This window comes from Bradyrhizobium sp. T-12, assembly GCF_058314695.1.
On the sequence record NZ_CM177756.1, the window covers coordinates 1498054 to 1511325 of the forward strand.

Here is a 13272-nt window from a genome sequence, read left to right on the forward strand (position 1 = left end):
CGTTCGCCCCGCCAAGGTCCCATTGATTAACAGCCGTCATTTTCGCAAGACCGCTGCCGGTCCCGTGCTCGCATGCTGAACCGCCATTTCTCGATTTATCTGGTCGCCTACATCCTGCCCGCGGCGGTGGGCTTCTTCGCCGTCACGGCCTATACGCGGCTGCTGACGCCGGCGGAGTACGGCGTCTATGTCGTCGGCCTCAGCCTCGCCGGCATTCTGGGCGCGATCTTCTTCGCCTGGATCAAGCTGTCGGTGTCGCGCTATCAGGCGATGTCGGCGGAGGTGGATTTCCGCGGCACGGCGATGGTCGCCTTCGGACTCACGGTCGCGGTGCTCTGCGCCACGACGCCTTTGGTCTTCCTGTTCCGCAGCGACGTCAGCGTCGAGCTGTTGCTTGCCAGCATGTTCGTCGCGATCATGGCCAATGCCGTCGATGTCGGTCAGGAGTTCGAGCGCGCGAAATTGCGTCCCTACCGGTTCGCCGCGATCTCGATCGTGCGCAGCGTGTCGAGCGTCGGATTCGGCCTCGTCGCTATCTGGTTCGGCTGGGGCGGACTGGGGCTGCTCGCGGCGTTCGGCCTGGGCTCGCTCACCGGCATCATTCTCAATCTCGTCGGCGACCGCAGCAAAATCGCGCGCTTCCAGCGCAGCCAGTTCATGCAGCTGGCGCGCTATGGCCTGCCGCTGACGCTGGCCGGACTCTCCGTTGCGGTCTATTCGGCCTGCGACCGGCTCATCGTCGCCTATCTGCTCGGCAAGGACGCTGCCGGCATCTTCGGCGTCGCCGCCGATTTGCCGCGCCAGTTCATGGTGATGATCGCCTCCAGCGTCGCCGCGGCGACCGTGCCCTTGGTCTTCCGTTCCTCGTCCGAGAACAACAGGGAGACGACGCGGGAGCGGCTGACCGAAAGCCTCGAGCTCCTGCTCGTCGTGGTCGCGCCCGTCGCCGTCTGGCTCGCGCTCGCGGCGGATCAGGTTGCCGGCACGCTCGTCGGCGTCGACTTCCGCGCCGGCGTGTCGGCATTGTTGCCGATCCTGGTGCTTGCCCGCTTCTTCGGGATCGCCAATCAGTTCTACGTTCAGATCAGCTTCCAGCTCGCCGAGCGCCCCTTCATGCTGGCGGCGCAATCCTTTCTCACGCTGGCGGTCAGCGTGGTGCTGATGGTCGCGCTGGTCGCCGGTTACGGCATCTACGGCGCGGCGTGGGCAACGCTCGCCACCGAGGCGATCGGTTTCCTCGTTGCCGTCGTCCTGATGCATCGCGCCCACCCGGTCCCGTTCGATCTCAACCGGCTCGCCGGGGTCGCGGTTTCGGCCGCGGCGATGGCCGCCGCCATCCTCATTGCGCGTTCGCAGGCCGGCGGCACCGGCCTCGTGGCGCTCATCATCGTCAGCCTGGCCGGCGGCCTGGCCTATGCCGCGGCGGCCTGGCTCCTCAACGTCGCCAATGTCCGGACCCTCTCGCTGCGTTTCCTGCGGACCTTCAACCGCAAGGCCCTGGGCGTCTGACGGGCGCGTCTTCGCCGGCACCAGGCGGACATTCTGCCGCAGCGGCCGCCACCGGCTTCGGAGCGGCCCGGGGGTAACCGACCTTCCGCCGGCTCCGGCCGTCGTATAAGAGGGATTTGTCGCCCGGACGTGCCGAATATCGCCACAGACGGAACGTAAGGCGGCTGCGGTTTCTTAATTCAATGATCGCAATCTGATGCATGATCGGCATGAGCGGGCCGGCATTTCGACCGAGGATGGCATGAAACACCTGATGACGATGGCGCAACCCACCAAGGCGATGCGGCGTCGGGGGCCTCCCGGAATTGTGACATTGGCGGCAATGGCCGTCCTTGCGGCGGTCGCGCCGGCGAGCGCGGCCAAGCAGGCGCGCCAGCCGGCCGAGGCGGTGGCGCAGCGGCAGGCCGGCGAGCCGATCATGGCGATCGTGTCGATCAAGAGCCAGCAGGTCACGTTCTACGATGCCGACGGCTGGATCCTGCGCGCGCCGGTCTCGACGGGCACCACGGGACGCGAGACCCCGGCGGGCGTCTTCGCCATCGTCGAGAAGGACAAGGACCATCGCTCGACCATGTACGACGATGCCTGGATGCCGAACATGCAGCGCATCACCTGGAACGGCATCGCGCTGCATGGCGGACCGCTGCCCGGCTATGCCGCATCGCACGGCTGCGTGCGCATGCCGTTCGGCTTCGCCGAGAACCTGTTCGACAAGACCTATATCGGGATGCGTGTGATCATCTCGCCCCACGATTCGGTCCCGACCGAGATCTCTCATCCTTCGCTGTTCGTGCCGAAGCCGGAAGCGATCGCGGCCGTGCCGCGGCAGGCCGACAAGCTCTCCCTCGAGGCCGAGGAGGCGACGAGGGCCGCCGACGAGGCCAAGAAGGCTGCGTCCATCGCTGCAAAGGAAGCTGCCTCGCTTCCTGCAGCCCTGCGCAAGCTGGAGCAGCAGAAGTCCCGCGCCGATGCCGAGCTCGCTTTTGCCGACAAGATGCTCGCGAACGCCAAGACCGATCAGGCCCGCGCCAAGGCCGAGGAGTTGAAGCAGAAGGCCGCGACCAAGGCTGCCGACGCGACAACGCTGCTCGACACCGCCAAGGCCGCCGCGCAGCCGAAGCGCGATGCCGTGGCCGCGACCAAGGACGCCGCGAAGGCCGCGGCGGCAAGAAAGACGGAGGCGGTGAAGGCCGCGACCGACGCCAAGCTCGCGGGCGAGCCTGTCTCGGTCTACATCAGCCGCTCGACGCAGAAGCTCTATGTGCGGCGAAACACCCACAAGCCGGCGCCCGACGGCGGCGGCGAGGTGTTCGACACCAGCATCGAGATTCCCGTCACGATCCGCAATCCCGAGCAGCCGCTTGGCACCCACATCTTCACGGCGATGGCGAAGACAGATACGGGCCTGCGCTGGAGCGTGGTCACGATCGAAAACGGCGACGAGGCCCGCAATGCACTCGACCGCATCACCATCCCGCAGGACGTGTGGGATCGCATCGGGCCGACCGCCTTGCCGCGCTCCTCGATCATCATCTCGGACGAGCCGCTGAGCGCCGAGACCAATTACCGAACCGAGTTCGTCGCGGTGCTGAGCGACCAGCCGCAAGGCGGCTTCATCACGCGCAAGCCGACCGCGCCGGCCATGATCGCCAGCGACGACGGCTGGGACAACGGCGGCAACGGTTTTGGTTTCTTCTACCAGCGCGATCCCTACGTGCAGCCGGCCAATCCGCGCCGGCAGCGCGGCCAGTACCAGTACTATCAATCGACGCAGCCGATGCAGCGAAACTGGTGGTAGCGCGCGGGGCGCGACCTCTCCCGCGAGCGGGAGAGGTGAACGAGCCGCGGCGCTTCCGCTCCAGCCCCTACAGTCGCGCTTCGATCACGATAGCCTGAATCTTGCCTTCCACCGCTCCGGAGCCGTGACGCGTGCGGATCGTCTCGGCGACGATGTCGGTTGCGGCCTGCAGCTTGCCGGCGTCCCTTGCCTCGATCTCGCTGCGCAGCGGCGTGCCCTGGCAGAGCGCGAGCGCGACGTATTCGGGCGATGGTGCCCGGCTGATTTCAGATCGCGTCTCGATCGCGATGTCGCGGAAGCCGGCACGTTCGAGGTCGGTTCTGATGACGGCCTTGTCGTAATAGCCGTGCGGCGTGCGGACCATGAAGCGCGGCGGGTCGTCGGGAAACAGTTTTGCGAGCGCGATCGTCGCCTCGTGCGTCAGCACATTGTCCTCGATGCGATCCCAGACGTTGAACACGAACGTGCCATCGCCTTTCAGGACTCGTTTCACCTCGCCGTAAGCCTTGACCCGGTCCGGAAAGAACATCGCGCCGAACTGGCAGCAGACGACGTCGAACCCGGCATCGCCAAAGGGCAGGGCCATTGCGTCCGCCTGCCGCCAGCTGATGCGATCGTCGTCCGCCTGCCGCTGCGCGGCGACGCCAAGCATCGGTTCGTTGAGATCGGTCGCAACGTAACGGATGCCAGAGGGCAGCGCAGCCGCCACGGCGCGCGTCACGGCGCCGGTGCCCGCGGCGATCTCGAGCAGCACGGACGGCGAGCGCGCGGCGACGCGTCTTGCGATGTCCTCCGCGTAGACGGAGAAGATCATCGGGACGAGATACTCGTCGTAGATTTTCGGAATCGAGCCGGCGAAAACCTTGTCAGTGTCGGACATGTCTGCCTCGCTGCAGGTTCGGATGCGGGGTGCATGTTACACGGATTGCCGGCAATCGCGCCAGCGGCGAGGGCTCCTACGGCTTCGTGACGACCTCACGGATCGGCCGCGTGCCGTCCCAGGTCAGAGCCGCCTGCCGGACCTTCTCGAAGAACGGACCCTTGGTGCCGCTGATGTCCGAAATCTCGATCACCGTGCCCGGATGGGCCTGCGTGTCGAAATAGGCAAAGCGTCCCTTCTCGCCGCCGATCTGACCCTCATGGCCGATCCGGTAACCGAGCCCGATCGCCTTATCGTAGAGCGCCTGGTAGTCGTGGCTCCAGTAGGACATGTGCTGCAGGCCTTCGTGGCCGGCGTTCAAAAACTCCCTGTACAGCGAAGGCGCGTCGTTGCGCTGCTGGATCAGCTCGATCTGGAGGTCGCCGGAATTGGCGAGCGCAATGCTCATCTCGACGGCAGAGTCCTGGCCGCGATGGCGAAACCAGTCGGTCTTGACGCGGTCCATGTAGTACCAGGGACCGACGCCCATCACCTCGATCCAGTGCTTCATCGCGGCGTGGATGTCCCGCACCACATATCCGTTCTGGCGCACCGCGCCGAAGATGCGGCTCATGCCCGCGCTCCCGTTCTCTGCCGATTCACAACGGACCTCATCCTGAGGGCCCGCCGCAGGCGGGCGTCTCGAAGGATGGACGCACGCGAGCTGCCCGCCACTTCCTCACTTCACCTCGATGCCGGCGTCCTTGGCAACCTGCTTCCAGGCAGCGATGTCGTGGGCGTTGATGTCGCGCTGCTCCTCGCCGGGCACGAATTGCGGCGTGATGCCGAGTGCGAGCAGCTTTCCCTTCACCAGATCATCGCCGAGCGCCTCCTTCAGCGCCGCCGACAGCCTCTGCGCGATCGGCGCAGCCAGGCCCGCGGGCGCATACATCGCCCAGGACAGGCTGCGGTCGAACGGCACGCCCTGCTCCTTGTAGCTGGCGACATCAGGCATGCTCGGCGAGCGCTCGCCGCAGGCGGCCAGCGCCTTGATCGAGCCGTCCTTGACGAGCGGCGTCGCGGTCGCGACATCGAGCGTCGCGAGCGAGATGTGGCCGCCGAGCAAATCGCCGGCCAGCTTCGCGATGCCGTTGAACGGCACGTGGTCCATCTTGATGCCGGTCTGCTGCATCAGGATCTCGGCACAGAATTGCCCGGTCGAGCCGACGCCCCAGCTGCCGTGCTGGATCGGCTCGCCCTTCTTGGCCAGCGCGACCAACTCCTTGATGTCGTTGGCGGCAAAGTTCCTGGTCGCGACCAGCATGATCGACGAGGTGCCGACGCGGCCGATGGTGGTGAAATCCTTGATCGGATCGTAAGGCAGCTTTGGATAGATCGCGGGGGCCAGCACATGCGTGGTCATGCCGCCGACGGTGATGGTGTAGCCGTCATTTGGCGATGTCGCGACCATCTGCGTGCCGAGCGTGCCGGCCGCACCGGTGTGGTTCTCGATATAGATGCTCTGTCCGAGCGTCTTGCCCATCCTGTCCGCGAGCAGCCGGCCGACCACGTCGCCGCCGCCACCGGCCGCATAGGGTAGCAGCATCCGGATCTTGTGCGTGGGATAGGCGGCGGGATCCTCGGCGTATGCAGGCATTCCCGCAGACGCGATCAGCAGTGAGGATGCGACGAAGCGAAGCGTCATGGTGATTTGCCACGCGGGCAAAAAGCGGGCGAGGCGTGCCATGGCGTTGTCTCCCAATTGCTCTCCGTTTATCGAGCGGAGTTGAATGCTATCCGCTCATGTAGCGCTGTCGCTGCATCGCGGCCGAGGATCGTCGCATACGACATTAAAGACGAACGATCGTTCGTACGGTTGACTAGCGAACGATCGTTCGTTAGTCAAGCCATCATGGCTGTCCACACTTCCAGCGCGGCGGAAGCGGCCCCGCCCACGACGCGGGAGCGCATCCTCACCGAGGCGCTCAATCTGTTCGCGCAGAGCGGCTATGGCGGCGCCTCGATGCGCGAGCTGGCGCGTCGCGTCGGCATCCGCGAGAGCAGCCTCTACAACCACTTTCCCGGCAAGGCCGCGATCCTGGAAGCGATCGTCAGCGAGCATGGCCCGGCGAGTTCGGCGAGTCGGCTGGAGGAGCCGCGCTACAGGCAGCTCGCGCGCCAGCCCGCCGCGTTCTGCCGTCAGTTCGCACTCGACCTCGTCGCGCAATGGTCCGATCCGCGCGAGCACCAGTTCCAGAAAGTCATCACCGCCGAGCGCAACCGCGTCCCCGGCATCCGCGCCAAATTCGCCGATCATTTCTATGCGCGCGAGCAGAGCCTGATGACCGACTATTTCCGCGGCTTCGCGCTCGCCGGCCTCGTATCGACGCCGGATCCGCGCGAGACCGCGCGGCTGTTCGCGGCAGGGCTGATCTATATCCGTCTCGAGCATTACGTGATGGGCGCGGCGCCTTCGCCGCGGGCCAAGGTGATCGAGGCGATCGACCGCTATCTGTCCTTCTTCCTGTCGCTGATCGCGGCAGGCAATGACACCGACAACAAGAAGCGAAAGCCAAAGGGAGAGACGCGTGGCAAGGCTGCCTCTGATTGATCCGGAGACGACGAGCGGCGACATCCGCGCCTCGTTCGACCGCATGCCGGTCAAGCTCAATATCTTCCGCATGATGGCCCATGCCGAGGCCAACATGATCCCGGCGATGCGGCTCGGCAATTCGATCCTGCACAAGCAGAAGCTCTCTGCCGTCAACCGCGAGCTGCTGATCCTGCAAGCCGCCCAGCTGGAGGGCGGCGCCTATGAGTGGCGCCAGCACGTGCCGATCGCGCTCGGCGTCGGCTGCACGCAGGCGCAGGTCGATGCGGTGGAGCGCGGCGACTACAATGCTGCCGCGCTGAATGAGGCGGAGCGCGCGCTGCTGACATTCGGCCGCGAGGTCGTCGAGAACGTCCGCGTCCCCGAGGCCATCTTTGCTGCCGCCCGAAAACACTTCAGCGACCAGGAGATCGTGGAGTCCATCGTCGCGCTCGGCTTCTACATGATGATGGCGCGCGTCACCGAGGCAACCGAAACCGATCTCGATCCGGCAGCCGGCATGAAGGTCTATGACGGCGGCAAGAAATCAGGCGGTTGAGATGGCTGACACCGAGAGCAAGCCGGAGCGCTATGTTCGCCCTCCGAGCGCCGAGTCATCAGGCGACGCGCCGGGCAGGGGGCGACTGAAGGGGCGCCGTATCCTCGTCGTCGGCGGCGGCCAGCGCGTGTTCGATGCCGCCACCGATCCGATCGGCAATGGCCGCGCCATGAGCATTCTGTGTGCACGCGAGGGTGCGAAGGTCGCGGTCGCCGACCTCAATCGCACTTCGGCGGAAGAGACGGTGAAGCGCATCACCGACGAAGGCGGCGAGGCCTTTGCCATTGCCGCCGATGTCACGTCGGAAGCGGATGTCGTCCGCATGATCGAAGAAGCTCACCGCGCCATGGGCGGCCTCGACGGTATGGTGCTGAACATCGGCACCTTCGGCAAGACCGGCCTCGATGCCGTCAGCCCCGAGGAGTGGAACAGGATCTACGACGTCAATGTCCGCGGCCCCATGCTGTGCTGCCGCGCAGGCTTGCCGAAATTCGATGATGGCGGCGCCATCGTCTTCATCTCCTCGATCGCCGCGCTGAAGGCGGGATCGCAGATGGCGGTGTATGATTCGTCGAAAGCCGCGCTCGGCGGCCTGATGCGCAACATCGCCCATCTCGGCGCGCGCCGGGGCATCCGGGCCAACCTCGTCTATCCAGGTCTCGTCGACACCCCCAACGGCCGCGAAGCCGGCGCCGGACGGCCGAATCGCGGCAAGGGCCACGTTCCGTTCGGCCGGCAAGCGACGGCGTGGGAGATCGCCTATGCCGTGCTGTTCTTCCTGTCCGACGAAAGCGTCTACGTCACCGCGCAAACGCTCGCGGTGGATAGCGGATTGAGCGGGATGTGAGGCCTGTAGCCCGGATGGAGCGCAAGCGTAATCCGGGACCGCAGCATCATCCCACGAGCTGCCCCGGATTGCGCTGCGCTCCATCCGGGCTACGAATTCGGCAGAGCAAATGATCGAGCGAGACGTTGCCGGGTCCGTACGCCATGAGGGCGAGTGCCATCGCGGCCCAGGTGAGGTGGATCGGCCAGCCGTCGGGCACCGTGAGCTCGACGATGACGGTCATGAACAGAAGTCCAAGCCCCGCGAATCGTGTGCCGAGCCCGAGCACGAGCAGGATCGGAAACATGATCTCGCCGCAGCCTGACAGGAACGCCATCAGCGTCGGCGCGGGAAAGTGATAAGGCCCGCCCGGCAGATGCAGCATGAACTCCTCGCTGAACAGCGTTACGGCGGTGTCGTTGAGCCTGAGGAATCCGCCCCATTTGAGCATGCCGGAACGCCAGAACGGCACCGCGAGCGCGAGGCGCAGCACGAGCAGGACGAGCGAGGGGGTGGCAAGCGTCTGGATCAGGTGATTGGCCCGGTCGATGAGCAGCCAGGGCGACGGCAGGCCGCCGCTCGCCATGCGTTGGTCCGTGATCATCATGCGTCTCCAGCAGCAGAGGTGAATGCACCGGCTTCGATCAGGCCGGTGATGTTCGAGGCGATGTCGAAGTCGGGCGATGCATCCAGTGCCGTCGCGGCAGCTTCGCCGAGCGGTTGGCCGGATGCGAGGCAAACGGCAAAGACGGCGCTGGCGGGCGAAAGGTGCCGCACCACGACGTCGAATTCGGGCCGCGTGATCAATGCGTCCTCCGGCCTCGACGCATCGATGCGCGCGGTAGGAGTGCTGCCGCGATTGGCGGCGAAAATCGTCACCGCGGAGAATTGCGAACGAACGATCCGCATCGCCGGGTGCGGGATGAAGACGGTATCCGCCAGACGCTCCGGGGCAATCGCCGACAGCCGGGCCGGGGACAGCGGCGCGGCGTCGCGCGCATGATAGGCGTCGAGCCAGGCCCGCTCGATGCGGGCGACGTCGGCGAGCCAGGGCATATCTTGAGCATGCTCATAGGCGTCGATGAAATCCGGAAAGTCGCGGCCATACTGGAACAGCAGCGGCGAGCTCGGCGGATGGCTGCGCACATGAAAGCGCGCCATGGCCCGGAAGAAGTCGGTGCCGGTGATGCGCTGCACCGCCGGATAGATCGCGGCCAGCGCCTCGATCAGGCTGACGGTGACGTTGTTGCGATAGACGTCGTAGCGCCGGGCGGCGGCCTTGCCGTTTGGTCCGGTCACGATCCCCGGCGTCTTGCGCGCTGGGTCCAGCAGCGCCGGCGCGAACGCAGCGGCGAACGACAAGCCGGTCTCAGGCTGCATGACGCTCTCCTGCCATTGCTGTGGTCTGATGACGATCGAGGATCGCCTGTGCGGCAAGGGCTTCCGCCTGCAGCACCGGCCAGTCCGGAATCTTGCTGTCCCATTCGATCAGCGTCGGCACCGCGCCGCAGCGTCCGATCACCAGCTCGTAAAGCCTCCAGACGGCGTCCGCGACCGGGCCGTCATGGCTGTCGATCAACAGCAGACCGCCTTCGTCGTCAGCCTGCTCGGCATGGCCGGCAAGGTGAATTTCCTCGACGCGCGACAGCGGGAAATCCGCGAGATAGTCGAGCGCGGAAGTGCCGTGATTGGTGGCGGAGACGAATACGTTGTTGACGTCGAGCAGCAGCCCGCAGCCGGTGCGCTCGGCGATGGCGCGAATGAACTCGGTCTCGCGCATCGAGGATTCGCGGAAGGCGACGTAGGTCGACGGGTTTTCCAGCAGCAGCGGACGACGGATCGCCTCCTGCACCTGGTCGATGTGGTCGCAGACGCAAGCGAGCGTCGCCTCGGTATAGGGCAGCGGCAACAGATCGTTGAAGAAGCTGGCCTCATGTGTCGACCAGGCCAGATGCTCGGACACCAGCGCCGGCTGATAACGCGCGACGAGGCCGCGGAAGCGCGCCAGATGCGCCTTGTCGAGTGGCCGCGGCCCGCCGATCGACATGCAGACGCCATGCAGCGACAGCGGATGGTCGCGGCGGATCGCTTCCAGCGCGCGATGCGGCGGGCCGCCATCGCCCATGTAGTTCTCGGCGTGGACTTCGAAGAAGCCACGCCGAGGTCCGGCCTCGAGGATATTGGAGAGATGCTCGGGCTTGAAGCTCGTCCCGGCAACGCCGCCGATGGGCGTTGGATAGCGGAGCGGCATGGCTGCTCGTCGGGCGGGGTTGATCACCGTGCTCATCGTGCTGCTCCGTTCATCCTTGCCGGCGAGGTCGCGCCGGCCGTTAGACCGGCTTGAGCGAGCCCTTCTTGCCGCCCGGCAGGTCGATGCTGGTGCAGGTGCCGCCCTGCACGAATTTCCAGGCGTTGCCCTGGAAGTCGACCGTCGAAGTGCCCTGGCAGGTCGTGCCCGGTCCCGCCGCGCAATCGTTCTGGCCCTTCAGCGCGACGCCGAAGCACTTCTCCTTCTTGGCGGCGACGGCGGCCTCGGCCTCGGCCTTGGTCAGCGGGCCGGCGGCAGCGAGGGTCGCGAGCGCGGTCGAGACGGCGCCGGCGAGGACGAGCGAGGTGACGACGTGTTTGGCAGACATCGGGATTCTCCTGTTCGAGATGGCATCGCCTGGCAGGCGATGCGCGCATGGTCTCCTTCGCTGCGCGCGCAGCCGGCGTTACCGCGGGCCGCTCACGAACCCGTGAGACCGATTGGATCGGGCGCACCGCCGGTGCGCTTGGGCTGGCATTAGCGGGCAATCGTCCGCCCAAAGCCAATGCCTGGGGTCTATCGACACGGTAGCCACCGGGCATTGGCGGCGCCGCCCCGTTTTCTGCCAGATGTAACGGGCGAGCGCCGGCGGCGTAGAGCAATGTCAGTGGCTCGCGTGGACCGGCAGGCGAAGAGGGCGATGAAGCTTGATCCCGAACGACGGCTTCGTGCGATCGCAAGGTTGACGGTCAGCATCCGCCTCGCGGTGTCCGCGCTGGTCCTGGCTGCGATCCTGCTGACGGCCGCGCTCTCCAGCCTGCTCTGGTGGCGCACGGCGGAGGCGACCAGCCGGCAGCTCGCCTCGACCATCAACGAGCAGATCGTGGCGGCGGTGCGCAAGGAGGTCTCGGCCATCGTCGACGAGGCGCGCGCCGCGCACACCGCGATCCGCACGCTGTTCCTGCAGAATGTGCTCGACACCCGCGAGGCCGACAAGCGCGAGTTCGTGTTTCTCTCGCAATTGCAGTCGCAGGCGACGATCTCTTGGGTCGCCTTCGGCTGGCCCGACGGCTCCTTCTTCGCCGCGCACAAGCTTGGCGATCGCCGCCTGGAGATGATGGAGATCTCGCTGACCGATCATCCCGGCCAGCGCCGCGTCGATGAATACGACGTGGTGCCCGGCGACATCGAGTTCGCCAATCGCCGCTTCGAGCCGACCGCATTCCATGTCGCCGATCAGGCCTGGTTCAAGGCCGGACTCGACGCGAACGATCCGCAATGGTTCAGGGTGATGGACCATGCCACCGGCGAGCGGCCCTCGATCGCCTTCGCGGGGCCGATCGACGTCTATCAGGAGCGGCAAGGCGTTCTGGCCGTCATCATCGAATACACCAGGCTTGCGCGTTTTCTCTCGCAGCTCGAGGTCGGGCGCACGGGGACCGCCTTCATCGTCGATGACAGCGGCGAATTGATCGCGGCGCCGGACAAGGAGGCCGACGAGCTCCATCCGGCGCGTGGCGACACGACGCTGCTGCCGCTGGCGCGGCTGGCGCTCGACAAGGCGGGGGAGGCCGGCCGCAAGGAGGCCTGGCGAAACCGGCTGACGTCCGGCGGCGCAGCCTATGAGATTGCACTGACACCGCTGCCGTTTGCCGGCTGGTCGCTCGCGACCGTGATCCCGGAGGCCGAATTTCTCGGGCCGGTCGAGACGACGCTGCGGCGACTGATCCTCGGCCTCGCCGTCGGCGCCGTGCTCGCGGCGCTGGCCTCGGCGATGCTGGCGCGGTCCGTCATTGCTGCGCCGCTGTCGCGCGTCGTCGGCGAGCTCCGCCATGTCGAAGCCTTCGCGCTGGAGCAGGTCCGCCGCCACCCCTCGCGGCTCAAGGAGATCGCGAGCCTGTCCGGCGCGATCGCCGAGATGGCGTCCGGCTTGTCCGCATTCCGCAAGTTTATTCCGGCCGATCTGGTGCGCGATCTGCTGCGCCAGGGCGTCGAGGCGAGGCCCGGCGGCAGCGTCCAGGAGCTCAGCGTGATGTTCATCGACATTGCCGGCTTCACCGGGCTGTCCGAGCGGTTGGGCGACCGCGTGGTGCCGCTGCTGTCGCGCTATCTCGACGTCACCTCGGAGATCATCGTTGCCAATGGCGGCACCATCGACAAGTTCATCGGCGACGCCGTGATGGCGTTCTGGGGCGCGCCGCAGCCGCAGGACGATCACGCCGCGCGCTGCTGCCGCGCGGCGCTCGCCTGCCGCAGGGCGATGGAGGAGTCCGGCCTCGCCGACGATCTCGGCCAGCCGCTCCAGATCCGCATCGGCATCAATTCGGGCCGCATGCTGGTCGGCAATATCGGCTCGGAGCTGCGGCTGAACTACACCGTGATCGGCGATGCCGTGAACGTCGCAAGCCGGCTCGAAGGCGCCAACAAATCCTACGGCACGCAGATCCTGATCGGCGAGACGACCGAACGTCTGGCGCGCGGCGCCGTCATCACGCGCGAGGTCGACAGCATCGCGGTCTACGGACGGGAGGAGGGACTCTCCGTCCACGAACTGATCGGGATCGCGAACGAGGGCACCATCGACGGCGAGACAATCGGCTGGATCGCGGATTACGAGCGTGGCCTTGAAGCCTATCGCACGCGGCACTTTGCCGAGGCGCTCGCAGATTTCGAGGCCGTGTTGAAGCGGCGCGGCCACGATCGCCCCGCCGAGCTGATGCGCGAGCGCTGCCGGCAGCTCATGTCGGCTGCGCCGGACGCCGCCTGGCGGGCGGTGGCGACACTGACGTCGAAATAGCAGCGTCAGTATCGGCCGGCATCCCATGGCGCCTGCGAAGCAGTTGGCAAAGTCGCTTGATCGCGCGCATGATGGGCTGGATAACA

Annotated in this window: 13 protein-coding genes; 6 read left to right on the forward strand and 7 right to left on the reverse strand. The window is 66.4% G+C overall.

Going from position 1 to position 13272, the window contains the following annotated elements:
* Positions 1 to 72: 72 nt before the first annotated feature.
* Together AC0WRY_RS07240 and AC0WRY_RS07245 are read left to right on the forward strand one after the other, a co-directional pair.
* Entirely contained in the window at positions 73 to 1509 is a 1437-nt protein-coding gene (locus tag AC0WRY_RS07240; protein WP_194406330.1) for an oligosaccharide flippase family protein, read from the forward strand.
* A gap of 241 nt (positions 1510 to 1750) precedes the next feature.
* Positions 1751 to 3307 carry a L,D-transpeptidase gene (locus AC0WRY_RS07245; RefSeq protein WP_491122851.1) on the forward strand — a complete coding sequence of 519 codons (1557 nt, stop codon included), beginning with the start codon at positions 1751 to 1753 and terminating at the stop codon, positions 3305 to 3307.
* Between the two features lie 67 nt (positions 3308 to 3374).
* Here the strand turns inward: AC0WRY_RS07245 and AC0WRY_RS07250 are convergent, their stop codons facing one another.
* The 3 genes from AC0WRY_RS07250 to AC0WRY_RS07260 form a co-directional block, all read right to left on the reverse strand.
* Entirely contained in the window at positions 3375 to 4187 is an 813-nt protein-coding gene (locus AC0WRY_RS07250; protein WP_194406332.1) for a class I SAM-dependent methyltransferase, read from the reverse strand.
* A 76-nt stretch (positions 4188 to 4263) separates the two neighbouring features.
* Complete coding sequence (locus AC0WRY_RS07255; protein WP_194406333.1) at positions 4264 to 4800, reverse strand: VOC family protein; 537 nt, start codon at positions 4798 to 4800, stop codon at positions 4264 to 4266.
* Between the two features lie 105 nt (positions 4801 to 4905).
* Entirely contained in the window at positions 4906 to 5913 is a 1008-nt protein-coding gene (locus AC0WRY_RS07260) for a Bug family tripartite tricarboxylate transporter substrate binding protein (protein WP_246776425.1), read from the reverse strand.
* A gap of 165 nt (positions 5914 to 6078) precedes the next feature.
* Between AC0WRY_RS07260 and AC0WRY_RS07265 the strand changes: the two genes are divergently transcribed.
* Genes AC0WRY_RS07265 through AC0WRY_RS07275 form a run of 3 tightly spaced genes read left to right on the forward strand, consistent with a single transcriptional unit; the run spans position 6079 to position 8162 of the window.
* Complete coding sequence (locus AC0WRY_RS07265) at positions 6079 to 6777, forward strand: TetR/AcrR family transcriptional regulator (protein ID WP_194406334.1); 699 nt, start codon at positions 6079 to 6081, stop codon at positions 6775 to 6777.
* Positions 6755 to 7315, forward strand: a complete 561-nt coding sequence (locus tag AC0WRY_RS07270) for a carboxymuconolactone decarboxylase family protein (RefSeq protein WP_194406335.1) — start codon at positions 6755 to 6757, stop codon at positions 7313 to 7315. The genes AC0WRY_RS07265 and AC0WRY_RS07270 overlap by 23 nt, the downstream gene beginning before the upstream one ends.
* Before the next feature lies 1 nt (position 7316).
* The gene (locus tag AC0WRY_RS07275; RefSeq protein ID WP_194406336.1) at positions 7317 to 8162 is read left to right on the forward strand and encodes an SDR family NAD(P)-dependent oxidoreductase; all 846 of its coding nucleotides are present in this window, start codon (positions 7317 to 7319) and stop codon (positions 8160 to 8162) included.
* A gap of 46 nt (positions 8163 to 8208) precedes the next feature.
* Here the strand turns inward: AC0WRY_RS07275 and AC0WRY_RS07280 are convergent, their stop codons facing one another.
* From AC0WRY_RS07280 to AC0WRY_RS07295, 4 genes are read right to left on the reverse strand one after another with little or no spacing between them, the layout of a single operon-like run.
* Positions 8209 to 8745, reverse strand: a complete 537-nt coding sequence (locus AC0WRY_RS07280; RefSeq protein ID WP_194406337.1) for a DoxX family protein — start codon at positions 8743 to 8745, stop codon at positions 8209 to 8211.
* Positions 8745 to 9521: an HvfC/BufC N-terminal domain-containing protein gene (locus AC0WRY_RS07285; RefSeq protein ID WP_194406338.1), complete on the reverse strand. Its 777-nt coding sequence runs from the start codon at positions 9519 to 9521 to the stop codon at positions 8745 to 8747. Before AC0WRY_RS07285 ends, AC0WRY_RS07280 begins: the two co-directional genes overlap by 1 nt.
* The gene (gene bufB, locus AC0WRY_RS07290) at positions 9511 to 10428 is read right to left on the reverse strand and encodes an MNIO family bufferin maturase (RefSeq protein ID WP_194406339.1); all 918 of its coding nucleotides are present in this window, start codon (positions 10426 to 10428) and stop codon (positions 9511 to 9513) included. Before bufB ends, AC0WRY_RS07285 begins: the two co-directional genes overlap by 11 nt.
* Before the next feature lie 43 nt (positions 10429 to 10471).
* On the reverse strand, positions 10472 to 10777 hold the full coding sequence (locus AC0WRY_RS07295; RefSeq protein WP_194406340.1) for a BufA1 family periplasmic bufferin-type metallophore: 306 nt from the start codon (positions 10775 to 10777) through the stop codon (positions 10472 to 10474).
* Between the two features lie 312 nt (positions 10778 to 11089).
* Here AC0WRY_RS07295 and AC0WRY_RS07300 point away from each other — a divergent pair, with 312 nt between their 5' ends.
* Positions 11090 to 13186 (forward strand): adenylate/guanylate cyclase domain-containing protein, encoded by a 2097-nt coding sequence (locus tag AC0WRY_RS07300; protein ID WP_194406341.1) that lies wholly within the window; start codon positions 11090 to 11092, stop codon positions 13184 to 13186.
* Positions 13187 to 13272 lie beyond the last annotated feature (86 nt).